The organism is Ferrimonas pelagia (assembly GCF_039543565.1).
GTDB classification, from domain to species: domain Bacteria; phylum Pseudomonadota; class Gammaproteobacteria; order Enterobacterales; family Shewanellaceae; genus Ferrimonas; species Ferrimonas pelagia.
The window spans coordinates 69,946-95,528 of the sequence record NZ_BAABJZ010000015.1; the positions used below are offsets into that span (position 1 = coordinate 69,946).

Here is a 25,583-nt window from a genome sequence, read left to right on the forward strand (position 1 = left end):
ATCAGCTATCAGCTATCAGCTATCAGCTATCAGCTATCAGCTATCAAGTGTTGTGATCGCACTGATCGTTGGTGCACTGACCGTACAGGTAGAGGCTGTGGTTGGTCAGTTTGATGTTGTGTTTTAAGGCAATCTCATTCTGGCGCGCTTCGATCACATCATCACTAAACTCAATCACTTTGCCGCAGTCGAGGCAGACTAAGTGGTCATGGTGGTGTTGGCTTGCGAGTTCAAACACCGCCTTACCGCTTTCAAAGTGATGACGGGAAACAATGCCGGCATCGTCGAATTGATTCAGAACCCGATAGACGGTGGCCAGTCCGATCTCTTCACCGGACTCCAACAGCAGCTTGTACAGCTCTTCGGCGCTGATGTGCTGGTTCTTTGGGTTTTGCAGCAGCTCAAGGATCTTCACCCGTGGCAGGGTGACTTTCAAACCGGCTTTTTTGAGGGCCTGATTTTCGTCCGTCATGTCGCTCTCTTTATTTTATCGGGTGGTCAAACCCAGGCATGTGCTGCTCTCCATTATATGGAGCTTATGGGCAAGTTAAAACCATTAGCTAAGCAGGGCTTTGATTCTATACACTAGATATGACAAAGATTTAGCCACAACGAGGGAAGTTTGAACAGTATGTATCAACGGATCGTGGTGTTAACCGGCGCAGGGATCTCCGCCGAATCGGGCCTCAAGACCTTTCGGGCCGAGGATGGGCTATGGGAAGAGCACCGAGTCGAGGATGTGGCGACCCCGGAAGCGTATTGGCGGGATCCCGATTTAGTCAATCGATTTTACAGTTTACGCTGGGCACAGCTAAGGCAAGGCGTTGAGCCCAATCCTGCCCATGTTGCCTTGGGCGCGCTGGAGCAGCACTTTGGCGGAGAGCTGTTGTTGGTGACGCAGAATATCGACGATCTGCACGAGCGCGGCGGCAGTCGTCGGGTGTTGCATATGCATGGCGAGTTGGTGAAGGGCCGCTGCCCTAAGTCCCAGCAAACCTTTCCCTTGCGGCAGGCCTTTGGGGCAGAGAATCTGTGTACCTGCTGTGAGCCAGGCCAGATGTTGCGACCTCATGTGGTGTGGTTTGGCGAGATGCCGATCGGGCTGGATAGGATCTATCAGGCGTTGGAGCGCTGCGATCTGTTCATCAGTATCGGCACTTCGGGAAAGGTCTATCCTGCCGCTGGCTTTGTTGAGCAGGCTAAGCTCGCGGGCGCCGACACGCTGGAGATCAATCTCGAGCCCTCTGAGGTGCACAGCCAGTTTCGTTTCCATCGCCAAGGCCGGGCCGGTGAGTTGGTGCCGGCCTTGGTGGAGCAGCTTTTGGCTGGCCAGTCGCTAACTGACGGGCATTGAGTCGCTTAGGTAGACGTGGTCGAGGGCGAGCACTTGATGCATGGCGTGGGTGAGTTGCCGCAGTTCGGTTGGGTTCATGATATAGGGTGGCATGATGTACACCAGCTTGCCGAAGGGGCGGATCCACACGCCGCGCTCGACAAAGGCCTGCTGGATCGCGGCGCCGTCGACCGCAGTGTGGGTTTCAACTACGCCGATCGCACCAAAGATCCTGACATTGGCGACGTGTGGCAAGGCTTGGCAGGGGGCCAGCTCCGTCTGCATCTGTTGAGACAAGGCCGTTACCTGCTGCTGCCAGTGATCTTGCTGTAGCAGGCCTAGGCTGGCATTGGCGACCGCGCAGGCCAGTGGATTGCCCATAAATGTGGGGCCGTGCATGAAGACGCCGGCTTCGCTGGCGCAGACGCCCGCTGCGATGGCGTCGGTGGCTAGGGTGGCCGCCAGGGTCATGGTGCCACCGGTCAGTGCTTTACCTAGGCACAGGATGTCCGGCACCACCTCGGCGTGTTCATACGCAAACAGCCTGCCGGTACGGCCAAAGCCGGTGGCGATCTCGTCAAAGATCAGCACGATCCCCTGTTGGTCACAGTGCCGGCGCAGCGCTTGCAGGTAGCTGGCACCATAGAAATACATCCCCCCGGCACCTTGTACCATTGGCTCGACGATCACCGCGGCGGTGTCGTCACTCCAGCGCGCCATGGCTTGTTGCAGTGCGGCCTCATCAGCAGGGTGTAACGGCTCATTCAGGCCGGTTTGTGGGCGCGGCAGAAAGTGGCTTTGTGCCAACACATCTTGAAATAGGCTGTGCATGCCGTTGATGGGATCACACACGCTCATGGCTGCAAAGGTATCGCCGTGATAACCACCGCGGATGGTCATGATCTTACTGCGCTGGGCCTGACCGATCCCTTGTTGATATTGCAGCGCCATCTTCAGCGCCACTTCGACCGAGACGGAGCCGGAGTCGGCGAGGAAGATCTTGTTGAGCGCCGGTGCGGTCATGCTCAGCAGTTTTTTGCCCAGCTCAGTGGCTGGCGCGTGGGTGAGGCCGCCAAACATGACATGACTCATCTGATCGATCTGAGCTTTGGCCGCCGCAGAGAGCGTCGGGTGTTGGTAGCCGTGGATGGTACTCCACCAGCTGCTCATGCCGTCGACGAGTAGGCGTCCGTCCTCTAACTCGATGTGAACGCCCTGAGCGCGGGCGACGGGATAACAGGGCAGCGGGTGGCTGGTTGAGGTATAGGGGTGCCAAAGGTGGTCACGATCGAACTGCAGATCCGTCTTCATTGTTTATTATTTAACCGTTAGTTAAGTTTGATGGCTGGTCGGCGTTGACAGTGTATCGGTTCGGCTTATCCTAGCCAACAGAGAATACAATCGAGGAATGGGATCCCAATGGCGACAATTCGACACGACTGGACGCTGGCGCAGGTACAAGCCCTGTTTGCCAAGCCGCTGAATGATTTGCTGTTTGAAGCGCAGAGCGTGCATCGTCAACACTTTGCGCCGAATCAGGTGCAGATCTCACGCTTACTGTCTATCAAAACCGGCGCCTGTCCGGAGGATTGCAAGTATTGCCCGCAGAGCGCCCGTTATCACACCGGGCTTGAGGCTGAGCAGTTGGTTGAGGTGGAGAAGGTGCTGGCCGAGGCGCGGGCCGCCCAGGCGGCTGGCGCTTCCCGTTTCTGTATGGGGGCGGCTTGGCGTCATCCGCGCGAGCGTGACATGCCCTATGTGCTGAAGATGGTGCGGGAGGTCAAGGCGATGGGGATGGAGACCTGTATGACGTTGGGGATGCTCAGTGCCGAGCAGGCACAGGCGTTGGCGCAGGCGGGCCTGGATTATTACAACCACAACCTGGATACCTCGCCGGAGTTCTACGGTGAGATCATCTCGACCCGCAACTACGACGATCGCCTCAATACCATAGATAATGTGCGCAAAGCCGGGATGAAGGTGTGCTCCGGTGGGATCCTAGGTATGGGCGAGCAGGCACAGGATCGGGCCGAGCTGTTGCGTCAGCTGGCCAATCTGGAGACACACCCCGAGAGTGTGCCGATCAATATGTTGGTGAAGGTGGCGGGCACGCCGATGGCGGATCAGCCGGATCTGGATCCCATCGAATTCGTCCGAGCCATTGCGGTGGCGCGGATCATGATGCCGGCTTCTCATGTGCGTCTGTCGGCGGGACGGGAAAACATGAGCGATGAGCTGCAGGCGATGTGCTTTTTTGCCGGAGCGAACTCGATCTTCTACGGCTGCAAGCTGCTGACCACGGCCAATCCGAGAGAAAACGACGACATGGCGCTGTTTGCCCGCTTGGGGATCGAGCCTGAGGCGGGCCAGCCTGCGCATTTGGAACAACTGCAGCCGGTGCTGCCGACGCCACAGGATGAGCTGTTCTACGATGCCGCACAATAACGGCTGGTTGCAACGCACGGCGCAGCTGATGGCTGAGCGCGAGTCGCAGGGGTTGACGCGGCGGCGCCGCTGCGTTGATAGCCTGGATCCACGCACGGTTGAGGTGGAGGGCCGGCGTTATCTCCAGTTTGCCAGTAATGACTATCTGGGTTTGGCGTTTGGCGATAACAGGGCGGCGCCGCGGCAAGGCGCGGCGGGGTCGGCACTGATCAGCGGCTATCATCCGGCTCACCGAGCGTTGGAACGCCTGCTGTGCGAGGCGACGGGGTATGAGGCGGCGTTGCTGTTCAGCTCTGGCTTTGCGGCCAATTCGGCGCCGTTAGCCTTGTGCCGTAAAGGCGATCGGGTCCTGGCGGATAAGCTGGCTCATGCGTCGATCCTCGATGCGGCGTTGGCCAGTGACGCAACGCTGCGTCGTTTTGGTCACAACGATATGGCAATGCTCGCGCGCTGGTTGGAGCGCGACGCCGCCCTGACGTTGGTCGCAACCGAGTCGGTGTTTTCTATGGACGGTGATCAAGCCCCGTTGGCGGCGTTTGTTGCACTGTGTCGTCAGCATGGCGCGCTGTCCTGGGTGGATGACGCGCATGGTTTGGGGATCATCGGCCGGGATGGCTTGGGCGCCAGTACGATCGCCAAGCCGGATCTGCTCACCTTGACGTTTGGCAAGGCGATGGGGGCCAGCGGTGCGGCGTTACTCGGCTCGCAGGCGCTGATCGACGCCATCGTGCAGTCGGCCCGGCATTACATCTATTCCACCGCCATCCCGGTCGATCTGGCAAGACACTTGGCTCAGCAATGGCAGCGTCTTCAGCTGAGCGACGGACGGCAACGTTTGCAGGCGCGGATCGCCCAGTTTCGCTGTGGCGCTCAGGCACAAGGCTGGCAATTGCTCGATTCGGCCAGCCCGATCCAGCCGATCCTGGTGGGGGAGAGCCGGATGGCATTGGCATTGGCACGGCGGTTAAACCAAGCCGGGATCTGGTGTCCGGCGATCCGGCCACCCACGGTGCCTAAGGGACAGGCCCGATTGCGGGTGGTGATCAATGCGGGCCATGAGCCGGAAGACATCGACCGCTTGCTGGCGGCGTTGGCGGATGCGAGAGCGCAGGAGGGGGCTTATGGGGATCGCTGAATGCTTCGCATCTGCGGCGGCCAGTTACGATCAACACGCGCAACTGCAACGACGGATCGGCCAGCGCTTGCTGGCTGCGGCTAAACCGGCGCCTTTATGGCTCGATCTTGGCGCGGGTACGGGGTTCATCAGTGCGCAACTGCCCGCCAAGCAAGTGATCGCGTTGGATCTGGCGCTGCCGATGTTGATGCAAGGGCGCATCAGTGGCCGTTTTGAGCAGGCGCTGTGTGCAGATATCGGGGCACTGCCGCTGCGCGATGATTGCATTGATGCGATGGCGGCTAACTTGTCGATGCAGTGGTGCCCGGATCTGACGCAGGCATTGGTCGAGTTGGGCCGGGTGATCCGAGCGGATGGGCAGTTATTGTTTACCCTGCCGATCGCCGGATGCTTTATCGAGTTGGATGCCTTAGTGGCGCAACGGACGCTGGGTTGTAACCGCTGTCCGGAGGTCGGGCAGATCGAGCAGGCGCTAGCGCACTCGGGTTGGTGCGGCAAGCTGCAGGAGGTGACGGAGCGGATGTATTTTGATAGCGCCAAGGCGTTATTGCGCCATTTTAAGGCTACCGGGGCCCACTATCATCGCGAACACCAAGGGGGCCTTAAAGGGCGCCGGTGGTGGCGGCAGGTGGAAGCGGAATTGGAGCGCTTTCGTCAGCCGGAGGGGATCCCGCTGACCTGGAAGTTGTTGTTGGTGGAGGCCGTTCGAGCATGATCTACTTTGTGGCCGGCACCGATACGGATGTGGGCAAAACCTGGGTGTCAGCGGCGCTGCTGGCCGCGGCTCAGACGCAGGGGCTGAGTACGTTGGGGTTGAAACCTATCGCGGCGGGGTGTGAGCCGACCCCGCAAGGCCTGCGCAATGGCGACGCCTTGGCACTGCAGGCGGTGAGCTCGGTGCCTGTACCCTATGAGCTCTGCAATCCCATTGCGCTGGCCCCCCCGATCGCGCCCCATGTGGCGGCGGCTGAGAGCGGCCAGCCTTTGAGCGTCGACAGGCTACAGAATTGGCTGGCGCAACCTGCGCTGCGCCAGGCACAAGGCGAGGCAGCGTTGTGCCTGGTGGAAGGCGCCGGTGGCTGGCGCTTGCCGCTGGATCGGCGTCATTGCTTGCCAGACTGGGTTCGGCTGCAGGGCTGGCCGGTCGTGCTGGTGGTGGGGATGAAGCTTGGCTGCTTGAATCACGCCTTGTTGACGGCAGAAGCGATCCGGGCCGATGGACTGACGTTGGCTGGCTGGATCGCCAATCGGATCGATCCGGCAATGAGCCATTATCAGGCCAATATTGACACCTTGCAGGCGATGTTAGGTGCGCCGATGCTGGCGGAGATCCCACATTTGGCTGATGGCAGTGATGCGAGCGGTTATCTGTCGATGGCGGTGCGCCACCTGATTGGGCAGTGAGAACTGCTTTCTGTTTAATATCAATATCCTAATATGATAGTCAGGATCGAGCCTCGTGGGTCACTCTGTCGTCCATGGTACGCCGATGAGTAAGCGCAATGCGCCCAATATCACAGTTATTCTTATCGAAAGTCGCCTGAACCCCGGAGAGTTCAGCCATAATGTAGGGATATCATAGTGAAGGTGGGATGTTGATGCGTATTTGGGTGGTGCTGGTATTGTGGTTGTTCTCCGGCTTTAGCATGGCATCCAGCGCAACCATTTGGTTTCAGTCTGAATCGAGCCGGGCTGCCGCTGTCGAATTGCGGGCTCAGTTGACGGTGTTGGCGTCGGCGCAAGTCGAGCCACGCTTCGCTCATCTTTTGCATCAGATCCAATCTGCACAGAGCGACGCGCAGTTGAGTCCGCTCTACTCAGAAGCCTATTGGTTGGTCAAAGATTACTGGCGCGCGTTGGCGACGCAACCGGCCGGTCAATTGGATCTGAGTCAGCCCTTGGCGTTGTTGCCTCGTACGGGGGCGGTCAGTCGTCTGGCGCAAAACAGCCATCAAGATCAGTTGCTGCCTGCGGTACTGGCGCTAGAGCCGAAGGTTGATGATTATTTGAGTTTGCGCAATTGGCTGATGCGTTACCTCTACTTGGCGGAAGAAGCTCCGCAGTTGGTTCGACATGCCAATGTTTTGATTAAGCCGGGTGAGCGCAGCGATGAGATCGTCCAGATCCGTCAGCGTTTGCGGCAACTTAAGTATCTGCCCGAGGCCTCGGCCGATCCCAGCTATGATGGACAACTGCTTGAGGTGGTGCGCCAGTTTCAGCGCGAGCATGGGCTGAGCGACGATGGCGTGATAGGGCCGCAAACCCGGCACTGGCTGTACCTTAATTACCGAGAGCGTGCGCGGATCTTGGCTCGAGCGATGATCCGTCAGACGCACGATCGTGCGTTCTTCACCGATGAATACTTGCTGGTGAACATTCCGGCGTATCGGGCGCAATGGGTGTCGCAGGCACAGCCTTTGTTTGAGGCTAGGGTTGTGGTCGGCATGCCCACCCGACAGACCCCGACGATGCACACTCAGCTTCGGCATGTGGTGCTTAACCCGCGTTGGAACGTGCCACGCTCTATTCTTTATCGGGATCTGTTACCGAACATTGCTCAGGACGGTCATTATGTGGAAAACAATGGCTTTGAGGTGATCGGTGCCGATGAAGAGGTGCTAGATCTGACCCCTCAAGCGTTGCAGGCATTAGCGCAACAAGGCTTTCCCTATCGACTGCGCCAGCGCTCAGGCACGGGTAACGCGTTGGGTCGTTATAAGTTTTATCTGAATAATAGTCGCGCCATCTATCTGCATGATACCCCGAGTCAGGGCCTGTTTCGTCACAGCCGGCGTGCGTATTCCTCCGGCTGTGTGCGGGTAGAAGGGGCCGACGAGTTTGCCATGGCGCTGCTGGCTCGCAACCAGACATCGCCGGAGCAGATCGCGGCTTGGCAGCAGATCTGGCAACCCAAATGGGTGGCGCTGTCCTCGCCGCTGCCGGTATTTATGGTGTACTGGCCCGCTTGGAGCGAGGCGGGTCGGCCGCAGTTTCGCGACGATCTTTACCATATGGAAGGTGACATTGATCACAAGATGGCGTCTTTGATCAGTGTGGTTGAGCGCAATTAAACGAATTCAAAACCGTAAGTTAATCGCTTAAATCGCTAGCGTAGCCGCTTAATCGGGCTTGAGAGCGGAGAAAAACCTCGGTAGATTGTTGCTCCATGTGAGGTAAAGTCACATGTGTTCGACTACTTGTGGGATGAACAATGACCGAGATCTGTCGGCAACGACGCCGTTTGTTAGGAGCCTCCGTGGCCACCATGGCCTTGGCAGGGTTACCCAGTTTGAGTTTCGCCAGTAGGGCGACCCCCAAAGTCTTGAGTTTCTATAACCGCCATACCGGTGAAACCGGGCGGGCTGAGTTCTGGCGCGACGGTGGCGTTGTCGAAGCGGGCGCGGAAGCGCTCGACCCCCTGTTGCGCGACCACCGTCAGAATGAGGTGGCGGCGATCGATCGACGTTTATATCACTTGGTTTCGGCGCTCACCGAGCGGCTGGAGTTCCGCGGCGACATCCATGTGATCTCGGGTTATCGCAGTGATAAGACCAATGAGATGTTGGCCGCTCGTTCCGGCGGCGTTGCCAAGAAAAGCTACCACACGCGAGCCATGGCGGTGGATATTGCGTTGCCGGGGATCGCGTTAGAGCAGGTGCGTGACGCGGCGTTGGCTTTGGGACTTGGCGGGGTCGGTTATTACCCTCGCTCCGGGTTTTTGCATGTGGATACTGGACCCGTGCGGCGCTGGTAGCAGCATTAGGGTTCGGCGGTTGTTGCTGACTATTCGCTGTGGTAGACTCCCCCAGCTTTTTCGGAAGCACTGTACGGGCCTTGGTCGCAAAGGCCCGTATTTATTTGTTTAAATAAAAGGTTTTTACCATGTCTATTACTCTGAATGCCAAAGTCCGCACCGACGCGGGGAAAGGTGCGAGCCGCCGCCTGCGTCACGCTGGTCTGATCCCAGCCATCATCTACGGTGGTGAGGCTGCTCCAGTTTCTATCGAACTGGATCACGATAAAGTACTGCACGCTCAAAACGAAGATGCTTTCTACACCGACGTTATCACCCTGTTGATCGACGGTACAGAGCAGCAAGTTAAGGCGCAAGCCATGCAGCGTCACCCATACAAGCCGAAGGTTACTCACGTAGACTTCGTACGCGTTTAATTGCGCGCTTGATGGTAAAAGGGCACCCTTCGGGGTGCCCTTTTTGGTTTCTGATGTTTGTCTTTTCCCCTAAGTTTCCACGATTAAAGTGAGGGAATCGGGTTATTTAGGGCTACGCTTGAGTCAGTGGGATCATCGTAACGTAAAGAGCTATGGATGGCTGTGGGGTGACGAGGGTAAGTGGTTTCGGGCATCGTAGCATTGCCAGCGTGGAGGGTATCGCTGTGCAGGAAATGCTACGATGAGATTGAATTGGCTGCCTGTTCTGTTGGTCGGGTGTTTGCTGGCGGTCCTTTTTGCCGCCGACAAGCTGTTTCTGCGCGCGTTACTGGACGAGCAGTGGCAACAGTTAAAGCAGGCCCAGCTCTCTACGCGGATGGTCGACCATACCGAAGCTTTGGGTGTGGCATTAAGCCAGCGAGACGATTTGATGGTGCGGCATTGGCTTAAGCGGCTTAGCCGTGACGAGCAGGTCGAGGATGTTTGGGTGATCTCACCGACAGGGGAGATAGAATATGCCATCGATGTGCACAGCGAAGGTCAGCACTTTTCGGTATTGCCGCCTCAGATCGGGAAAGAGCTGGAAAGCTGGTTGCGGTTGCCTGAGCATCGACTTTTCCCCTATGCCGGTGAGCAGAAGCAGTTGTGGTTTGGCGATCTGACGCAAACCCCGATGGGTATGGATGGCGGCGCATTGGTGATCAGCACCTATGATCTGGCGGCTTTCTCCCTGACTGAGCAAGCCTATCAGAACATGCAGTTGGTGGGATTTGTCTTCGTTTCAGGCACCATGTTGTTGATAAGCCTGTTTTTTCATTTGACCGTTACGCGCCGGATCGCGTTGAGCATCGAACGGCTAAAGCGCTTTGCACGTGAGCGGGTGGTTGTGCCGGTCGCGAAGGATTTCTGGCGTGATCTCGAATTGTTGTCTCAGCAAATGTATGCGGTGTTTACGCAGTTGTTAGAGCAGGAAGCGTCGCTGAAAGAGCGTAATCGGCTGATCCAAAACACCTACGATAATATTGCCGATGGCGTCTTTATCACCGATGGTCATTTACAGATCAGCTACGCCAACCAACGTGCGGCTGAGATCTTCGGCTACCCCGCGGCGTTGGAATTGTTAGGCGTTAATATCGAGACTCTGATCCCGGAGTTTCCCAGTCGCTTGTTACATAACACTCAGCTTGATTGGTCCTTTCAACACCCTGATGGGCAAAAGCGGCAGTTGCGTTTGCGCTGGGATCTGTCGCGACATTCTGTGGATCAAAGCAACCAGTTCTTCGTGTCGGACCGCAGTGCGGAGGTGAAAGCCGAATTGCAACTGCGGCGCTTGGTGTTTCATGACAACCACAGCGGTTTGCTGAACCAAGCCGGCCTGGAAGAGGCGTGGCACTCTTTGTCTCGGGTCAGTGCTCAGGGGGAGTTATGGATCATGGCGGCGGTGGGGATCGACGATCTGAAAGACATCAACCTAGCATTTGGGCTTGAGATCAGTGATAGCCTGACCCACTACGTCGCCTCGAATCTTCCTAAGCAAACACCACGAGGGGGGCTGTGTGCCCGACTCGCACGTGATCGCTTTGCGTTTGCTTACCCCTTGCAGCAAGCGCAAGACGATCCCGAGGCCTTGTGCCGTCGTCTGGTCCAGCATTCGCACATGCGTTCGATGGCGGTGGGCAATAAGGCGGTGCGCTTCAGTATCTCTTGTGGCTATGTGCGGTTATTGCATACTCACGGGTTCGGCTCTGCCTTGCAGCGTGGTCTGACGGCGCTGGATGTGGCCCAAGAACAAGGCAAAGGGGAGGTGTGTCATCTCAGTGATGCACAGTTCCAGCGATTCTCCGATGACAACCGCTGTTTACTGCGTTTGCATAACGCCATCAGCAAGCGGTTGTTGCAGCTCTACATTCAGCCGAAGTTGGCGCTGGCCAACGGCCAGATCGTCGGGGGGGAAGCCCTGGTGCGTTGGCAGGATGAGGGCAAGTGGGTCTCTCCTGCGGACTTTATTCCCATGGCGGAGCGGGCCGATATCATCCATTACATCGATCAGTACATGATCGAAGCGGTCTGCCAATTGGTGGCGCGGATCCGTCAGCGGTTTGGAGCGATGGTGTTGGCCGTCAATGTGTCGGCAAAATACTTTGGCCGTGAGGAGTTTCGGCAATACATTCGCCATACGGCAACCAAGTATCAATTACAGCCTGGTGAGCTGGAGATCGAGATCACCGAATACAGTTTATTGGAGATCAGCAGTGGCGTCCGCCAGTCGATGAGTTTGCTGGAGCGGCTGGGGATCGGCTTGGCGATCGATGATTTTGGCACGGGGGCTTCCAATCTATCGAGCCTGATCTCCTTACCTATAAACCATGTGAAGATCGACAAGAGTTTTACCGAACAGTTGGTGGGCAGCGGCCGCGGCCGTTATGTGGTGGAGTCGATATTTGCCTTTTCTGAGCCACTTGGGATCCGGATCACCGCCGAGGGCGTGGAAACTCAGGCCCAGCGAGAGGCGCTGGACCGATTGGGTTGTGACTATGCGCAGGGCTTCTTATTTTATCGACCGATGCCAGCCCAGAAGTTCGTGGAGCTGATGTCCGAAGCCCGCCAACAGGAGGCGTAAGGCTTAGTGCAGCGTATCCTTGTCGTCGGATGCGGTTGCACTCCAGCTGTGCAGATGGTTGAGCGCATCCTCGACCGCTTCGATCAGCATGCTTGGCTCAGGCTCCCCGCCTTGACGCCAGGCCACGGCGTGAGGATCGTCAGAGCCTAAGGTTGCGACGAAACCGAGCAGATCGGCACAAGAGTTGAGCTCTTCATACTGTTCTTGAGTCAACATTTCTTGCCAAGCCTCACTCAGGAACTGAAAGGCGGTGTACTGTCCGGCCAGCCAGTGGCGAAGCGGTTGGTGGATCTCTCTTTGGCCCAGAGCGTTGAGGTGCTCGCGCATTGCCGTTGGGATCAGTCGTTGTTTGCCGATCACCTCTTCATGGATCTGGTTGTACAGCACAAACAGCAGGTCCATGATCTCCTCTTCGAACGGCCAGAACTCTTTTTCGGGCTCTACCCCAGCAATGGCACTGCTCCAGATCGCGGGATCCAGCGTGTGAGGGTGGCAGTGGAGGTGTGCGATAAAGCCTTTGGCCTGGAGTAGATCCATCCCATTACCGGCGGCGCGGGGTAGTAGTGCCTCAGCCAGGCGTTTTTCGTCGTGCTTGTTGAGTTTGGTCTTCATCGACTGTTCTGATCGGGAAACGTGTGGTTAGGTTCGCACGTTTATGCAGAAATGCCAGTGAAGGAGCGGTGAAAATGTGCCGTGGCTCTCATCTTTTAGAGATGATAGTTGGCCTTTGCACCGTTTGCGGTGTGTTAAAAACGAACTGTGTTTGGCTAAGAGTGCTTGTTATTAAAAGGCTAATTTGCATTTGTTCCAAAGCTTTGGAATGGTTGGCCAGTGCGAGCTCTGCAGGCAGTAGAGCTGATTCCGAAGATGTGGGCAGGTGACCCAATTATGCAACAACGATTTAGCTTATCTAACGACTCACTGCTTTCCGGTTGGCCGGTTTCGTGCCTTATTTTAGCCATTATTGGTTTTCTGGTTGGCAGTGCGGTTTTAGTCACTTGCATAAATACGGCTGCATGCGAAAGCTCCGGTTTGTCCCTGTTGCTCCATTGTCCGATTGCCTCAGGACTGTTTGTCGTTTCTTTTGCTAATTGTCTGCCTGCGACGGTGACTTTGTTATTTCGAAGCGTCAATGCACGAGGTGAGATCTCCTGGCGAGATTGGTCTGTGATGGGAGTCGGTGCATTGATGAGCTTTTTCTATGGGATCTTGCTCTTAAATCAATTGAGTCAGTTCCTGATAGTTGGCTTGCACGCGTAGAAGCGTCGTTCCAGGCGCGGTCTTTGCTTGGGGTTTAAATTACGATGTGAATGGTGTTCATTGATAGTTTGAACACATCAGTGGAGGTGGCCCCTTATTTGACGTCGAGTCCGGTAGACTGCCGCGTTGTACGCCTTAGAGGCGAGGGTAAGAGTCATAATGGGAGTCGAATAATGCGGGTATGTGCTTTGGTGTTGGGGCTGATGATGAGCTTGGGAGCCAGTGCGAATGGCTCCCATATGGGTGGCAGTAAGATGCATGAGGCTAAGCTAAACGCGGATCGTCAACAGCATGATGCCGCTAAGCCTCAGCGCGAAATTCGGCATTATCACAGCTTTCGCGCGGTGGCATTCAAACCCAGCTGAGTCTCGGATTGAGCCTCGTTGAGCTCGCAGAGTTCCTCGAGTTGTTGCTCCAGCAAGTGAGCAAGAAAGGTCGGGGAAAATTGTTGGTAAAAGCCGTCAGGGGCCGATTGCGAATGCAGTCGGCCCTGTTTTTTTTGTTGGGCCAGTTGGCGCAGTAATCGCCGGTCTTGAGCATTCCCTTGCAATGGGTAGTGCTGCGAGGCCCATTGCGTTAATAAGTTGGCACTGTCACCTTGAGGCAACTGCGACAAGATCGGTTTGCCGCAGGCGATATAGTCAAATAACTTCGCCGCGATATGGCTGTCGGTCGTGCCCGGATCGGGCTCCCCTTTATTGACAAAGAGTAGATCCGTTTGCTCGAGGATCGAGCCAAGCTGTGATTTTGCCATGCTGTCGTGGCAGATCACTCGGTCAGCCACGCCAAGCCGATGCGCCCAATGCTCGACCTGATCATTGCTGCTACCGACGGACAGTAAACGCCACGGGAAGTCACTTTGAGCGAGCAGGGTTAGCAGGTATTGAGGCGAGCGACGAAAACCATCCCAGCCTCCGAGGTAGGTCAAGATAAGTGGTGTATCGGGCTTAGGATCGGCATGGCGTGTATCAAAGGGATGATCATAGCCATTGTGGATCAAGCTAACCGGCGTGTTGCTCAGTGAGCGATAGTAGGCTTGATCGCTGGGCGAGGTGACCACGAGATGGTCGGCCGCGTCGACCAGGCGTTTTTCCCAGCGATGATCGCTGCCGATCCCGTGGTAGCCTGAGCCTCCCCAGCCGTCTCTGAAATCCAGCACCAAGGGCAGGCCAAACCGATGCTTGAGTAACAGGCCAACGATGGCAGAGCTGAATGGCGGACAACTGACATACAAGCACTCTGGCCGCTCGCGCTTTATTTGGCGACACGCCGCGCGGTAGGCGGGGAGGATCCAGCCCCATTCAAGATCCAGCAGCCAGAAGTGGCGTGCGATCTCAAAGTCGTTGATGCTGCGCAGGCCAAGACACTGACGGAGTCGCTTGATGAGGATGGTCGGCCACTGCCAAAGCGGTTTAATGGGAAGACTTGGGACCCGCTCACAGGGCACGCTCTGCAGCACCTCGGGCAGCACGGCGCCTTGGGGGTGGAACGGCAGATCGCGGTCGGCACTGGTGATCACCCGGCACTGATGGGATTGTGCGCTGAGGTAACTGAGAAAGCGGACGGTTCTGAGGGTGCCAACCGCACTTTGCGGCGGATAGTAATAGGCAATGGTCAGTAGCTTCATACGGCCTCCTTGCTGTGTTGCGTTGGAGCGAGCGGACGGATCACCCGGGCGGGGACGCCGCCGGCTAAGACATTGGCGGGCAGATCCGCTGTCACCACGGAGCCGGCGGCCACCACGGTGCCGCGACCTATGGTGATCCCCGCACCGACAAAAACGCCGGTACAAAGCCAGACGTCGTTTTCCAACACTATGTCGCCGCATTGTTTGTCTTGTTCGGGCAGGCCCGCTGCGCGCTCTGGGGCGGAGAGTGGGTGGCCAGGAAAGCCGGCTAGGTGGCAGCGGCCCGCTAAGCGGACGTTGTCGCCAAGCACAACCTGGCCGGCGACGGCGATGTTGCACTGCCAGCCGATGTCGCAATTGTTGCCGATCTGTAAGTGGGAGCCCGAGCCGCTGGCGCGGCCGAAGAAGCTGGTTTTGCCACTGATCCGGCAATCACGGCCTGCGGTGATGGACAGTGGCCCGAGGATCTGCGGCATGCCGCTATAGAGCTGCAATCGGGGAGCTTCCTGAGTCAACCGGGCGCGAAACATCGGCGAGAAGTAGCCCCATTGAAGGGCGCCTTGCAGCAGGCCTATCAAGCTAAGGTGCAACTGATAGAGTGGGGTGAACAGCATTGCTGTTCGCGGAATTTGCAGGTTGCGAAGCCGTTTGTAACTGCGAAAAAGCCATTGGCTTAGAGGTGTATCCTGCTGTTTAATCCACACTTTTAGACTTGCTGAGGTCATGGGCTACGCTCTTTCTTTCCGAGGTTATATCCGGAATAAGCGAAGATCGGGCCAAGTTGTATCGTACCTTGCGTTGTGTGAGGAGACTCAATCGATATCGAATGAGTAGTACAGATCGAGTGATTGCTCTGTGGTGTCGGTGATCGCACTGACCGCCTCCAGCCAGAGCCGCTGCAGCAGATTGTATCGGACGGTCAGTTCGTTGATGGAGTCGAACACGCCGACGCCATATTTGATGTAGAGGCGCTTGCCGACAAAGGCGCTGATGGTGATCTGGGTTTCATCCCCGGCGCCCTCGGTATCGACGATCACATCATTAAAGCCGAGGCCCTCGCCGATGGTGGTGATCAGGCCGCCGGTGGTGCCGACGCCTAAGGACAGGGCGGCGGAGGTAAACAGCGAGCTACCCCCCTCGCTGGCATTGAGGCCTTGACCTCGGGTGAGGTAAGACAAGATCTCCTGTTGCTCCATGGCCGGCGAGGAGAACAGGGTCAGTTGCGGGGTCGCAGGGGTGCCGGTAAGGCGCACACCGGCGGTGACGTCATCGGCTTCGATCTCGCGCGAGGCCTCGACATCCAGGTTGGGCAGCTCTGGCGGCCCATTAAAGCTAAATTGCCCTCGGTTGATCTGCAGGCGCTGTCCAAACGCACGAAAGCGGCCTTGACTGAGGGTGAGCTCGCCAAACGCTTGCAGTGGCTGGCCGAGACCTTGTCGTACGGTGACGTCGCCACCCAGGGTGCCGCTGAGCCCCAGTGCTTCAATATCAATGACGTTGTCCAACTGAATACGAAGATCCATTTCCGTCCGGGTGTTTAGGGTGTCGGGCTTTTGTACCTGAGTGTCGACGAAGACCACGTCCTGACTGACTTCAACTGCGCCTTCCGGCAGAGATTCAAGGGTGAAAGAGCCTTGGGTGAGTCGTAAGTCGCCTTCGATGCCGATCCGCTCCGGGGTCAAGGATAAGTGCAGATCTGGCGTGGCTTCCAGCATCATAATGGGGGGATATAGCACTTGCAGTCGTTCGCCGGTGAGGTGTATTTGCGCCTCCAACCCTTGTTGCCAGCGAAATTGGCCCTCGAGCTGGGCTTGGCCGTCGCCCATCTTGCTGCGGCCACGCAGGGTGCCATGATCCTGCTGGAAATGCGCGTTGATCTGGATATCGTCCAGTTCGGTCGGGTTGTGGATCGAGCGCAGCTTGCCTTGGCTGAGGGTGAGCTCGCCGAGGATCTGCGGTTGACGCAGGGTACCGGCGAAATCGAGCTTGCCGTCGAGCACCCCAGTGGCATCGCTGAGATCGGTAAACCAAGCCAGATAGGGGGAGAGATCGAGTCCTTGGCTGGTGAGACTGCCCGATAGCGCGTAGGGCGGGGTGCTGGCCAGCGTCAATTGGGTGTCCCAGCCTCGGCCAGGTTCCAGGATGGTTTGGTTGTAAAACTGCAGGCCGCTCTTGCTTAAGCGCAATTGGGCTTGGAGTTGTTGCCATTGCAGCTGACTGCGCGGCAGACCCGGTCCTCGGTGCAGCTGCATTTCACCGCCGTTATTGCTTAATCCCATTTGCAGCCAAGGAAGCTCTCCGGGCTGCCAACTGATGCTGGCGGTACCGGTCAGATCGGCTTTGGGCTTGAGACGTTTGGGGAGCCAGGGCTTCAGCAGACTGGCGGGATCGGCATTGAGCTCGGCCGCCATCGCACCACGCTGGCCAATTAACGCCGGGCCGTTGAGGCAAAGCTCCGTCCCTCGGCCTAGCCAGCAGTGCTGACCTATCACCAGTTCCAGGGCGTTGAGATCCAGCGCCAGTGTCGCCGGTTGCTGCAAGGCAAATTGCCATTGGGGCCAGGTGAACTCGGCCTGGGTCCAATGCCCAAGCCAGCGTTGCTGCTGTGGCTGGAGCTCCCCGTCAAGGGCGAGATCGAGCTGTGTGTCTCCGTCGAGGGCAAGGCTTAGGCGCTGAGCCTGATGATCGCCATTAGCGCGTAGGTGCAGCGAGCCCAATGGCGTGTCGTCATAGTGCAGCGAGGGGGTTGTCAGGGTTAATTCAAATTGGTGAGACTGGCGTGGCTTATAACGTCCGCGTACATTCAGCCGGTTGCTGCTGAGTTGTTGATAGCCGAGCGCTTCTGCCACGCCGCGGAGCGACAGTTCTGGATCGTGTTCGGGGCCGCGCAAGCGTACAGAGAGCTCTGCGTTGCCGCTGAGTTCGGGCTGCCACTGTTGTATTTGATCACTGCGGATCTGACCGTCCATCCGCCAGAAGGAACGGCCTTGATCCATCACTAAGCCACCATCGAGTTCGAGCTCGGTGCCGTTGAGCGCCAGCGTCACTTGATCGGCAAAACCGTGCCATTGCTGATCCAGTTGACCTGTGCCCTGGGCTTTGAGCGGGTAGCCCCAGATCTGCCCTTGCAGATCGGCGTCGGTGATCGCCAGTTGCCATTGTTCGCCGCGCCAAGCGCCTTGGGTTTGCAGGGCTCCGTCGAGCTGTAGGCCCAGCTCAGGCAGTTGCTCACTGAGATCAAGCTGATTGGCTCGGATCTGCGCTTGCCAGGCATAGCCTTGCTGATAGTCCAGGCTGCCATTGAGCTGAGCTTCACCTTGGTTACTCATGAGGTTTGCGTGATGCAATGTGAGCCGCTGATCGCCATGCTCACCGATCATCAGCAGTTGTATCGGCTCTTGCGTGGCGCCCTGGAGCTGACCATTCAGGGTGAACCGCTGCTGATGCAGTGAGCCCTGGCTGTGGGCGCTAAGATCTTTCAGTGTCCATTGGGGCTCGCCTTGCAGCGGCCAATGCAGCTGGTTGGCTTGGATCTGGGCCTGGTACGGCAGGGCGGGCTGGCTGAGATCGAGCCGGGCCAGTAATTGTCCCTGCTGCTGCTGGGCACTGTCGATGGCGACATCAAGCTGGCGAAAACCACCAGAGATCTGCGCGCTCAGTGGCTGTTCGTGCAGTTGCGGTAGCCAGGGCAGTTGCTTGAGCTGACCTTGGAGCGCGGCGGCCATCGGATAATCGTCGATGAAGTCGATGCTGAAATGGCCCTGGGCATTGGCCCAATTGTGGCGTGCGTCAAAACTGGTCAGGCTCAGTTGGGTATGGTGCCAGCGGCCGTGGGTCGCGAGCGCTTCGATGTGGTGGTGCTGATCGCCGATCAACACGTGGCTGTCGCTGATCTGAGCACCTTCCAGCAGGATCTCAAACGGCAGCTGTACCTCAGGCAATGACGCCAGCGGCCATTCCTCGCTGTCAGCGCCATCGCTGAGCGGGATGATAATGCGCGCGGACTCGAGTTGGGGCTGTTGCAGGGCGAGTAGCACCGGGGTCAGCTCAACGCCACTGCGGATCCGATCAGCCTGATAGTGCATCAGATCGATCCGGACATCGATCTGACGCAGATCGGCCTGTTGCACCACAATGCTAAGGGGCAGCGGGATCCCGGCGTATTGACCCTTAGGACGCGCGGGGGGTGGGGAGGCGGGCGGACGGGTGTCGTCCTCGAGCGTAACATAGACCCGCACCGCGGCGGCATCGAGCTGCTCTGCGCAGATCCGAGCTTGCAACAGGCAGTGGAGTTTCCACTGAAACTCCGCCTCATCCACTTCGACGGTGACGTTGTCGAGGTGCAGGGCAAAGTGGTGCAGCGCCAGCCCGCGATTCAGGGTGCCGCCACGATAGCTGAGGCTCAGCGGCGGGGCGATGGCATCGACGGTGGCGAGTAGCAGATGGGTGCCAAGCGGGGTCCCCAGCAAAAGCGCGAGCAGCACCAAGAGTACCAGAGGCACACTGGCGAGGAGCAGGCCGATCTTACGGAGCTGGGCACGCAACGTCATAACTCGGCTCCGATGGTGATGTGCAAACGCCAAGGGTTATCGGATTCGCTGATCCCAACGCCAATATCTAAGCGGATGGGGCCGATAGGTGAGATCCAGTGTAGCCCGCCGCCAACCGAGGTCACCACCTTAAAGGCATCGGAATCATACACATCAAACGCGTTTCCGCTATCGATGAAGGCGGCCAGGCGCCAGCGCTCAAACAGGTAATATTGGTACTCGACGCTACCGACCAAAAGATAGCGGCCACCGACACTGATGGTGGTTTCAGTGTCTTCGCCTTCATCGACCACGGCCTTCGGGCCTAAGGTCTGATAACCAAAGCCCCGTATGGATTGGTCGCCACCGGCAAAGAAGCGCAGCGAAGGGGCGAGATCCAGCAGCTCGTCATCGTCCACCAGATTGAACCCCAGCTCCAGACGCGAGCTGAGCCGGTGCTTGGGCCAGGGGGTGGCGATCATCCTCAGCTGACCGCGAAAACGTGTGGTGCGTTGATCGGATCGGATGAAGGGCTCGCCATGCTCGAGCTGATAGTGCTGACGAAAACCCGCACTGGGATCCAGTTGTGGCCCGGAGCGTTGCGTGTGGGTGAAGCTGATCCCCGGCAGGATGTAATCGGCGGTGGGGCTGAGGCTGGCTTGCTGCCATGACTCGCTGAGGTAACGCAGGTAGAGGGTGCGGGTCCAACCGCCGCCGGTGACGGTTTTGCGGCCAACGGCGCCCTGGTATTGCGTACTGTCGATATCGCCAAATTTCTCTTTGCCGACGCTGGCGCGCAGCTGTAGCTGATCGTTCAGTGGGTGTTTGATGGGGATCCGGTAATCGAAGCTGAGTTTGGGGTTGAGTTCAGACAGTTCCGCTTTGGTCTCCTGGCTGTGGCCATGACGATTCACCACCGGGGTGCGCCATGTGGTGGAAAGCCGAGCACGGGTATCGGTGGCATAGCCGATCCCGACATCAAACGAGTGACGTGGCGGCGGCGATAGGCCGGCTTCGATCGGGATCACGCCATCGACGGCCCGGGCTGGATGGGGCAACACCTTGACGTCTTGAAAGTAGCCGGAGCTGAACAGACTGTTGGTCAGCTTACCTATCTCTGAGCTGTGGTAGGGCGTACCTGGCTCGAAAGTGACCAGCTTCTGCAGTAGATCCGGGTTGAGCTCCGAGGCCCAAAATTCCACCTCGCCGAGGCGGTAGCGTAAGCCGCTTTGGTAGAGCAAGAGCAGATCGGCCTGGTTGTTGTCGCGATCGATCTCCAGTCGATGTTGCGTCATATCGCCATCGAGGTAGCCCCGGACCAGACCCATTGAGATGATGTCGGCCTTCAATTGCAGGTAGCGGCCGTGATGGACGGGATCCCCCGGTCGGATGGTGATGGCATCGAGTCGGGCTTGAAACACGGGATCATCCCGGGCCTCGCCTTCGATCAGGACGAGGACGCGGTTATAGCGTACCGGCTCACCTGGGGTGATGCTCAGAGTGAGCTGCCAATCGCCTGCTGTACGCTGTAGATCGGACTCAACCTCGGCCCGATAGTAACCGAGTGCTTGCAGCGCTTCATCCACCCGCTCTTGATAGCTAAAGAGAAAGCTGGCGCGGGTGGCTGGACTGTCGGGCAAGGGTGATAGGTGGGCACGGACATTGTCGGCCAAGTTGCCCTTGATGCCCTTTAGGGTCAGCTTCAGTCCGCCGCTGGCTTGCATCACCTCCCCCCTTGCTGCAGCTCTTGGCTCGGGGCCGCGGGGCGCCGGTGATTGTGGCTGCGCTGAGAGTGACGCAGGTTCCTCCTTCGTCGGGGACGCGTCAGTCGCAAAGGCACTGGCAGTCATCAGCATGAGGAAGAACGCGATGGGTCGCAAAGCCACTCCAGAGGTTATGGATGAGGAGATCGGCCGGTACCCTCATCCTGCAACAAGAAAAGCGAATTAATTTTAGTATCTTAACAGTTGATAGCCAATCTCTCAGCATGATATTAAGGGCAGGTTAACAGGGAGTTTGGAGTCTAGGATGCTGTTCTGGCGAGTGATGTTGGTGCTGTTGATGGTGATGATGGTGTGCCAGAGTGTGAGTTGGCTATTGAATGGTGGCCTAAGCATGCTGCAGTGGTTGTTGTTGTGTGTCGCTGTCTTACTGTTTTTCCCCGCCTGTGGTTACGCCTACAACTATCCCATCGTGCCCCGCTGGTATGCCATCGTCTGTGCGTGCATTCTGTTTGTCACCTTTCAGTTTTCTCTGGCCACTTGGCTGTTGGTCTGGATGAAGCACCCGCAGTTGTCTGCTTTGCTGCCGTTGATGGTTCACCTCTGCGTGGTGATGATCTTTCTGTACCCCGTATGGCAATACGCTTTCAAGTCTCCGCAGCTCTGGCAGGCGCCCAAAGGAACAACGCGAATGCGTTTTTAGCCTAGAGCCGGTCAAAGATCCCGACCGGCGCAATCGATAGAATGGTCACCGTTGCGGCCTTGAAACGGCTATCTTTAGCGAAAGAGTCATAGGCGAAGAGGTGCAGGATGGAATCGGTTAAAGTGCGAGATTATATGACGCGTCACCCGGTGATGCTGACGACGCAGACGCCGTTGTCCAATGCGGTTGAGGCTCTGCTAAAGGCGGGGCAAGCCGGGGCGCCGGTGATCGACTCGGAAGGCATGCTGGTTGGATTTGCCTCGGAAAAAGATTGCTTGTCGCTGCTGCTTAAGAGCAGCTATCACTGCGATCTGACGGCCACGGTGGCGGAGGTGATGCGCCCTGATGTGCTGACGGTCACGCCGGACGATTCGGTGTTGGCTTTGGCCGACCAGATGTTGGGGGATAAACCGAAGATCTATCCGGTTGTTGAAGCCGGTAAGGTGGTGGGCATGATCGATCGGAGCAAGGTGTTACAGGCAGTCTCGACCCACTTGAAGGTTTGCTTCCGTCACGCGGTTTGAGCCCGTGCTGACCGGCTGAGGGGTTGCTCGATTTCATTAAGAAAAGCTGCAAACTGGTTGTCACTTTGGCGTACCATTACGCCATTGAGCGTATTGGAGAATTGAGCAATGAAAAAGCAGATCTGGGAGCAACTGCGACGAGAAGCTGAGTTTGTGACCCAGAATGAGCCACTGCTCACCAGTTATGTCCATACCTGTATCTTAAGTCACCGTAGCCTGGGCTCGGCCTTGAGCTTTATTCTGTCGAATAAGGTGGCGGATGAGGTGATGTCGGCTGTGGTGCTGCGTGAATTGCTGGAAGAGGCGTACGCCAAGGATCAAGCCATCATTGACCATGCCGCGTTCGATCTCGAAGCGGTGTTTCAGCGCGATCCGGCGATCAAAACCCAGCTGACCATCTTGCTGCACCTCAAAGGGTTTCAGTCCATTCAGGTCCATCGTTTGGCCCACTTTTTGTGGAACAATGGCCGTGAGGCGTTGGCGTTGTTTTTACAGAGCCGCAACTCAGAGGTCTATGGTGTCGATATCCATCCCGCCGCCAGCATTGGCAAGGGCGTGATGTTTGATCATGCTACCGGGATCGTGGTGGGTGAGACGGCGGTGATCGAAGACAACGTGTCGATCTTGCAGTCGGTGACGTTGGGCGGGACGGGGAACGAAGAGGGCGATCGTCACCCGAAGATCCGCTCGGGTGTGATGATCGGCGCCGGTGCCAAGGTGCTGGGGAATATTGAGGTCGGCGAGGGCGCTCGGATCGGCGCCAATTCCGTGGTGCTGAATCCGGTTGCCGCGCATGTGACTGTGGTTGGGATCCCGGCTAGGGTGGTCGGGAAACCGGCCTGCGATCAGCCGTGCGAGACCATGGATCAAAACTTCCTCAGCGACGGGATCTGAATCGGATTGTGTGCTAAAACGCCGCGCGATCGCGCGGCGTTTTGCGCTTTGTGGGGCAACTAGATCCAGACGACTCGGATCGCCAACACGATCAGGATCAGCGCCGTTGCCCGATCCAACCACAAGGTATTGTGTTGCAGCCAGCCCATCAGCGGGGTCCGCGCTACCCCAGCAGCCACCAAGCAATACCAAAGGGCGTCGATCCCGCCGGCGGTGGCCATCATGATCACCTTTTCCGTCCAACCCGCGTCGGCACGGACAAACTGACTGAACAGGGCGATAAAGAAGATGGCGATCTTGGGGTTGAGAAAGGCCACTAGGAAGCCGCCGCTGAAGCCGTGATAGCGGCCATAACTGGCTTCGTCGTTTGATGACGTCGTTGCGGGCTTGGGCTTTATCGCCTGCCAGGCCAGGTACACCAGGAAGGTGGCACCCAGATAGCGGATCGCTTCAAACAGCCAAGGGGTTTGAGTGATCATCAGACCCAGGCCCATGGCGACCAGCAGGGCGTATAGGGCGATCCCCAGACCATGACCGATGGCGGTGGCCATGCCCTGCTGGATCCCGCCTCGTACGGTGTTGCGGATCACCAGTGCCAGAGAGGGACCTGGACTCATGGCGCCTAAGGTACAGATGGTGGCGAGGGAGAGCCAAAGGGTGAAGGTCATGTTGAACTACTCAAATATCATCGGGGACAAAAGGATAACCGAATGATCGCGGAGGAAAAAGCGGGGCTGATGCGGTCAGTTCGCTTCGGGTTTGCTGGATGCAGGTCAGAGTGGCGAAAATTCTGAACTAGACTGATAAGCAAAGCCATTTTCCCCAGTGATGGCGATAACATAAGTGAACAAATAGCGCTCAATAAGGCTGTGGTTTTTTGTGAAAGGACTGTTCACTGTCCTTCAGGCTCGGTAAAATCCTCAGTCTTATTTGAAAGGTATGACCTAATTACCACGCACACAAGGTTAGAGTTATGATCCCTGCGGAACGACAACGAATCATTCTAAAAATGCTGGAGTCTCGTGAGATCTGCACCATAGGTGAATTGACCGAGAAGCTCGGTGTTTCCCATATGACGGTGCGGCGGGACATTGCCAAACTGGAGTCGAAAGGTCGGGTGTTTTCCGTTGCCGGCGGGGTTCAGCGTACGGAAACCGTGCGGGAAGAGATGACGCTGAAGACCACGAAAACCCACAACATCAACGTTAAACAAGCGCTGGGGCAGAAAGCCAAAGAGATGATCCCAGAGCGATCCACGGTTTACCTTGATGCTGGCTCAACCATGATGGAGGTGGCCAAGCAGTTGGTCGACCGGGATGACATTTTGTTGGTGACCAATGATTTCTTTATCACGGCGTACATGGCCGAGCACGGTCGCTGCGAGATCTACCATACCGGCGGTAAGGTCGACAGGCGTAATAACTCCTGCGTCGGTCAGCAGGCCAAGTCCTTCTTGCGTCAGCTGAATATCGATGTCGCCTTTATTGCCACCGCTTGTTGGGACAATCGAGGCATTTCCAGCCCAAGTGAAGACAAAGTCGTGGTGAAGCAGAAGGTTGCTGAGGTCTCGCGCGAAGTCGTATTGGTGTGTGACTCGAGCAAGTACGGCAAAACGGGCACCTTCCTGGCGCTGCCAAACGAAGCCTTCGATCGCATGTTAACCGACAATGGTCTGCCTGAGCCTTATGCTGAGCAGCTGGCACAGCAAGACATTGAGGTGATCCGCATCGAGCGTTAAGCCGAGACGTCCGAAGGATGACTCTGGGTTATCGAAGCGCCTTGAGCCGTGCAATACCGAGACTTGGGATGCTAGCGCACTCAAGTTTTGTGGATTTAGAGAGGGTCTATGACGCCAGCAATTAATGCCGCTAAAAAGGCCAAGATCGCGTTTCAGGTGCATCAATATCGCCATGATGCCAACGCGGCTTCCTATGGTGAGGAGGCTGCACACGTTCTGGGGCAGGATCCAGCCCGGGTGTTTAAGACTCTGCTGGCGGCCGATGAGGCAGGACAGCTGTTTGTCGCGGTGGTACCGGTTGCGGGGAAACTGGATCTGAAAGCCTTGGCCAAGGCGGTAAAGGCAAAGAGGCTCACCATGGCGGATCCGACGGCGGCCGAAAAGGCCACCGGGTATGTGGTTGGGGGGATCAGCCCGCTCGGGCAGAAAAAGCGGCTATCGTTGGTGCTGGACAGCAGCGCCGAGCGGTTTGATACCATCTATGTCTCCGCCGGGCGGCGTGGTTTGGAGATAGAGTTAACCCCAGCCGATCTGCTGCGCTTGAGTCGCGGACAGTTGGCCGCTATCGGGCGGGACTGAGCCATGATGTCCGCGAGGCGGGAGCTCACAGAGGCTTACTGAGCCTATTTAAGCAGTGGATGATCGGCCGGCAGCTTTCCAGCGATCCACTTGGCGAGGCGCTGACGCATATGTAGGCCGTTTTCTTGATCGGCAGGCAGAGGCGTCAGCAGCTTGTCATTGACCAGCAGGCGGTAGATGCACTCGGCCTTTTGATCGGCAGAGTCGGTCGGGCCAAAGGTTTTGTAGCCGCGCTTGACGGCGTAATCTTGCCCCACTTGTAAGGCTTTCTTCAGTAACTCTTTTTCGTTTTTCAGCTTTTTCAT

Annotated in this window: 24 protein-coding genes; 15 read left to right on the forward strand and 9 right to left on the reverse strand. The window is 57.4% G+C overall.

Features of this window, described 5'->3' with window-relative positions; translation table 11 throughout:
- Positions 1 to 43: 43 nt before the first annotated feature.
- Positions 44 to 472, reverse strand: coding sequence for a ferric iron uptake transcriptional regulator (gene fur / locus ABEA08_RS06050; RefSeq protein WP_345334293.1), 429 nt, complete (start codon positions 470 to 472; stop codon positions 44 to 46).
- 159 nt (positions 473 to 631) lie between these two features.
- Here fur and cobB point away from each other — a divergent pair, with 159 nt between their 5' ends.
- Entirely contained in the window at positions 632 to 1,354 is a 723-nt protein-coding gene (cobB, locus tag ABEA08_RS06055; protein WP_345334295.1) for a Sir2 family NAD+-dependent deacetylase, read from the forward strand.
- Here the strand turns inward: cobB and bioA are convergent.
- Positions 1,337 to 2,644, reverse strand: a complete 1,308-nt coding sequence (gene bioA / locus ABEA08_RS06060) for an adenosylmethionine--8-amino-7-oxononanoate transaminase (RefSeq protein WP_345334297.1) — start codon at positions 2,642 to 2,644, stop codon at positions 1,337 to 1,339. The two genes, cobB and bioA, sit on opposite strands and share 18 nt — an antisense overlap.
- Positions 2,645 to 2,746: 102 nt before the next feature.
- Between bioA and bioB the strand changes: the two genes are divergently transcribed.
- The 8 genes from bioB (at position 2,747) to ABEA08_RS06100 (ending at position 11,703) form a co-directional block, all read left to right on the forward strand.
- Complete coding sequence (gene bioB / locus ABEA08_RS06065) at positions 2,747 to 3,778, forward strand: biotin synthase BioB (protein ID WP_425557338.1); 1,032 nt, start codon at positions 2,747 to 2,749, stop codon at positions 3,776 to 3,778.
- Positions 3,765 to 4,913, forward strand: a complete 1,149-nt coding sequence (locus ABEA08_RS06070) for an aminotransferase class I/II-fold pyridoxal phosphate-dependent enzyme (protein ID WP_345334299.1) — start codon at positions 3,765 to 3,767, stop codon at positions 4,911 to 4,913. Before bioB ends, ABEA08_RS06070 begins: the two co-directional genes overlap by 14 nt.
- Positions 4,900 to 5,628, forward strand: coding sequence for a methyltransferase domain-containing protein (locus ABEA08_RS06075; RefSeq protein WP_345334301.1), 729 nt, complete (start codon positions 4,900 to 4,902; stop codon positions 5,626 to 5,628). Before ABEA08_RS06070 ends, ABEA08_RS06075 begins: the two co-directional genes overlap by 14 nt.
- A complete protein-coding gene (gene bioD, locus ABEA08_RS06080; protein ID WP_345334303.1) occupies positions 5,625 to 6,317 on the forward strand; it encodes a dethiobiotin synthase in 693 nt (230 codons plus the stop codon). The genes ABEA08_RS06075 and bioD overlap by 4 nt, the downstream gene beginning before the upstream one ends.
- Before the next feature lie 194 nt (positions 6,318 to 6,511).
- Positions 6,512 to 7,984 (forward strand): L,D-transpeptidase family protein, encoded by a 1,473-nt coding sequence (locus tag ABEA08_RS06085; protein ID WP_345334305.1) that lies wholly within the window; start codon positions 6,512 to 6,514, stop codon positions 7,982 to 7,984.
- 140 nt (positions 7,985 to 8,124) lie between these two features.
- Positions 8,125 to 8,667, forward strand: coding sequence for a peptidoglycan L,D-endopeptidase MepK (gene mepK, locus ABEA08_RS06090; protein WP_345334307.1), 543 nt, complete (start codon positions 8,125 to 8,127; stop codon positions 8,665 to 8,667).
- A gap of 128 nt (positions 8,668 to 8,795) precedes the next feature.
- Positions 8,796 to 9,083, forward strand: a complete 288-nt coding sequence (gene rplY, locus ABEA08_RS06095; protein WP_345334309.1) for a 50S ribosomal protein L25 — start codon at positions 8,796 to 8,798, stop codon at positions 9,081 to 9,083.
- A 241-nt stretch (positions 9,084 to 9,324) separates the two neighbouring features.
- Complete coding sequence (locus ABEA08_RS06100) at positions 9,325 to 11,703, forward strand: EAL domain-containing protein (RefSeq protein ID WP_345334311.1); 2,379 nt, start codon at positions 9,325 to 9,327, stop codon at positions 11,701 to 11,703.
- Between the two features lie 3 nt (positions 11,704 to 11,706).
- On the opposite strand, the gene ABEA08_RS06105 is transcribed toward ABEA08_RS06100, so the two are convergent.
- Complete coding sequence (locus tag ABEA08_RS06105) at positions 11,707 to 12,315, reverse strand: UPF0149 family protein (RefSeq protein WP_345334313.1); 609 nt, start codon at positions 12,313 to 12,315, stop codon at positions 11,707 to 11,709.
- 276 nt (positions 12,316 to 12,591) lie between these two features.
- On the opposite strand from ABEA08_RS06105, the gene ABEA08_RS06110 reads away from it, so the two are divergent.
- A complete protein-coding gene (locus ABEA08_RS06110) occupies positions 12,592 to 12,963 on the forward strand; it encodes a hypothetical protein (protein ID WP_345334315.1) in 372 nt (123 codons plus the stop codon).
- A gap of 328 nt (positions 12,964 to 13,291) precedes the next feature.
- Here the strand turns inward: ABEA08_RS06110 and ABEA08_RS06115 are convergent, their stop codons facing one another.
- The 4 genes from ABEA08_RS06115 to ABEA08_RS06130 all read right to left on the reverse strand — a co-directional run bounded on the left by ABEA08_RS06115 (position 13,292) and on the right by ABEA08_RS06130 (position 20,843).
- A complete protein-coding gene (locus tag ABEA08_RS06115) occupies positions 13,292 to 14,590 on the reverse strand; it encodes a glycosyltransferase (protein ID WP_345334317.1) in 1,299 nt (432 codons plus the stop codon).
- A complete protein-coding gene (locus ABEA08_RS06120; RefSeq protein WP_345334319.1) occupies positions 14,587 to 15,204 on the reverse strand; it encodes an acyltransferase in 618 nt (205 codons plus the stop codon). Before ABEA08_RS06120 ends, ABEA08_RS06115 begins: the two co-directional genes overlap by 4 nt.
- 198 nt (positions 15,205 to 15,402) lie before the next feature.
- The gene (gene tamB, locus ABEA08_RS06125; protein WP_345334321.1) at positions 15,403 to 19,140 is read right to left on the reverse strand and encodes an autotransporter assembly complex protein TamB; all 3,738 of its coding nucleotides are present in this window, start codon (positions 19,138 to 19,140) and stop codon (positions 15,403 to 15,405) included.
- Positions 19,137 to 20,843, reverse strand: coding sequence for an autotransporter assembly complex protein TamA (locus ABEA08_RS06130; protein WP_345334359.1), 1,707 nt, complete (start codon positions 20,841 to 20,843; stop codon positions 19,137 to 19,139). The genes tamB and ABEA08_RS06130 overlap by 4 nt, the downstream gene beginning before the upstream one ends.
- Positions 20,844 to 21,147: 304 nt before the next feature.
- On the opposite strand from ABEA08_RS06130, the gene ABEA08_RS06135 reads away from it, so the two are divergent.
- The 3 genes from ABEA08_RS06135 to cysE all read left to right on the forward strand — a co-directional run bounded on the left by ABEA08_RS06135 (position 21,148) and on the right by cysE (position 22,961).
- Positions 21,148 to 21,543 (forward strand): hypothetical protein, encoded by a 396-nt coding sequence (locus ABEA08_RS06135; protein WP_345334323.1) that lies wholly within the window; start codon positions 21,148 to 21,150, stop codon positions 21,541 to 21,543.
- Positions 21,544 to 21,650: 107 nt separating this feature from the next.
- Positions 21,651 to 22,067, forward strand: coding sequence for a CBS domain-containing protein (locus ABEA08_RS06140; RefSeq protein ID WP_345334325.1), 417 nt, complete (start codon positions 21,651 to 21,653; stop codon positions 22,065 to 22,067).
- 108 nt (positions 22,068 to 22,175) lie between these two features.
- Positions 22,176 to 22,961 carry a serine O-acetyltransferase gene (cysE, locus tag ABEA08_RS06145; protein WP_345334327.1) on the forward strand — a complete coding sequence of 262 codons (786 nt, stop codon included), beginning with the start codon at positions 22,176 to 22,178 and terminating at the stop codon, positions 22,959 to 22,961.
- 59 nt (positions 22,962 to 23,020) lie between these two features.
- On the opposite strand, the gene ABEA08_RS06150 is transcribed toward cysE, so the two are convergent.
- A complete protein-coding gene (locus ABEA08_RS06150; protein WP_345334329.1) occupies positions 23,021 to 23,629 on the reverse strand; it encodes a LysE family translocator in 609 nt (202 codons plus the stop codon).
- A gap of 305 nt (positions 23,630 to 23,934) precedes the next feature.
- On the opposite strand from ABEA08_RS06150, the gene ABEA08_RS06155 reads away from it, so the two are divergent.
- Positions 23,935 to 24,699: a DeoR family transcriptional regulator gene (locus tag ABEA08_RS06155; protein WP_345334331.1), complete on the forward strand. Its 765-nt coding sequence runs from the start codon at positions 23,935 to 23,937 to the stop codon at positions 24,697 to 24,699.
- A gap of 108 nt (positions 24,700 to 24,807) precedes the next feature.
- On the forward strand, positions 24,808 to 25,278 hold the full coding sequence (gene ybaK / locus ABEA08_RS06160) for a Cys-tRNA(Pro) deacylase (protein ID WP_345334333.1): 471 nt from the start codon (positions 24,808 to 24,810) through the stop codon (positions 25,276 to 25,278).
- A 44-nt stretch (positions 25,279 to 25,322) separates the two neighbouring features.
- On the opposite strand, the gene ABEA08_RS06165 is transcribed toward ybaK, so the two are convergent.
- Complete coding sequence (locus tag ABEA08_RS06165) at positions 25,323 to 25,583, reverse strand: DUF5062 family protein (RefSeq protein ID WP_345334335.1); 261 nt, start codon at positions 25,581 to 25,583, stop codon at positions 25,323 to 25,325.

Excerpts from the sequence above, each read along its gene's own strand:
- rplY (WP_345334309.1), top strand. The coding sequence starts at position 8,796 with ATGTCTATTACTCTGAATGCCAAAGTCCGCACCGACGCGGGGAAAGGT.
- ABEA08_RS06135 (WP_345334323.1), top strand. The coding sequence starts at position 21,148 with ATGCTGTTCTGGCGAGTGATGTTGGTGCTGTTGATGGTGATGATGGTG.
- ybaK (WP_345334333.1), top strand. The coding sequence starts at position 24,808 with ATGACGCCAGCAATTAATGCCGCTAAAAAGGCCAAGATCGCGTTTCAG.
- ABEA08_RS06120 (WP_345334319.1), bottom strand. The coding sequence starts at position 15,204 with ATGCTGTTCACCCCACTCTATCAGTTGCACCTTAGCTTGATAGGCCTG.
- ABEA08_RS06115 (WP_345334317.1), bottom strand. The coding sequence starts at position 14,590 with ATGAAGCTACTGACCATTGCCTATTACTATCCGCCGCAAAGTGCGGTT.
- ABEA08_RS06105 (WP_345334313.1), bottom strand. The coding sequence starts at position 12,315 with ATGAAGACCAAACTCAACAAGCACGACGAAAAACGCCTGGCTGAGGCA.
- bioD (WP_345334303.1), top strand. The coding sequence starts at position 5,625 with ATGATCTACTTTGTGGCCGGCACCGATACGGATGTGGGCAAAACCTGG.
- bioA (WP_345334297.1), bottom strand. The coding sequence starts at position 2,644 with ATGAAGACGGATCTGCAGTTCGATCGTGACCACCTTTGGCACCCCTAT.
- ABEA08_RS06070 (WP_345334299.1), top strand. The coding sequence starts at position 3,765 with ATGCCGCACAATAACGGCTGGTTGCAACGCACGGCGCAGCTGATGGCT.
- ABEA08_RS06100 (WP_345334311.1), top strand. The coding sequence starts at position 9,325 with ATGAGATTGAATTGGCTGCCTGTTCTGTTGGTCGGGTGTTTGCTGGCG.
- tamB (WP_345334321.1), bottom strand. The coding sequence starts at position 19,140 with ATGACGTTGCGTGCCCAGCTCCGTAAGATCGGCCTGCTCCTCGCCAGT.
- mepK (WP_345334307.1), top strand. The coding sequence starts at position 8,125 with ATGACCGAGATCTGTCGGCAACGACGCCGTTTGTTAGGAGCCTCCGTG.
- ABEA08_RS06165 (WP_345334335.1), bottom strand. The coding sequence starts at position 25,583 with ATGAAAAAGCTGAAAAACGAAAAAGAGTTACTGAAGAAAGCCTTACAA.
- fur (WP_345334293.1), bottom strand. The coding sequence starts at position 472 with ATGACGGACGAAAATCAGGCCCTCAAAAAAGCCGGTTTGAAAGTCACC.
- ABEA08_RS06110 (WP_345334315.1), top strand. The coding sequence starts at position 12,592 with ATGCAACAACGATTTAGCTTATCTAACGACTCACTGCTTTCCGGTTGG.
- ABEA08_RS06085 (WP_345334305.1), top strand. The coding sequence starts at position 6,512 with ATGCGTATTTGGGTGGTGCTGGTATTGTGGTTGTTCTCCGGCTTTAGC.
- cobB (WP_345334295.1), top strand. The coding sequence starts at position 632 with ATGTATCAACGGATCGTGGTGTTAACCGGCGCAGGGATCTCCGCCGAA.
- ABEA08_RS06140 (WP_345334325.1), top strand. The coding sequence starts at position 21,651 with ATGGAATCGGTTAAAGTGCGAGATTATATGACGCGTCACCCGGTGATG.
- ABEA08_RS06075 (WP_345334301.1), top strand. The coding sequence starts at position 4,900 with ATGGGGATCGCTGAATGCTTCGCATCTGCGGCGGCCAGTTACGATCAA.
- ABEA08_RS06150 (WP_345334329.1), bottom strand. The coding sequence starts at position 23,629 with ATGACCTTCACCCTTTGGCTCTCCCTCGCCACCATCTGTACCTTAGGC.
- ABEA08_RS06130 (WP_345334359.1), bottom strand. The coding sequence starts at position 20,843 with ATGCAAGCCAGCGGCGGACTGAAGCTGACCCTAAAGGGCATCAAGGGC.
- cysE (WP_345334327.1), top strand. The coding sequence starts at position 22,176 with ATGAAAAAGCAGATCTGGGAGCAACTGCGACGAGAAGCTGAGTTTGTG.
- ABEA08_RS06155 (WP_345334331.1), top strand. The coding sequence starts at position 23,935 with ATGATCCCTGCGGAACGACAACGAATCATTCTAAAAATGCTGGAGTCT.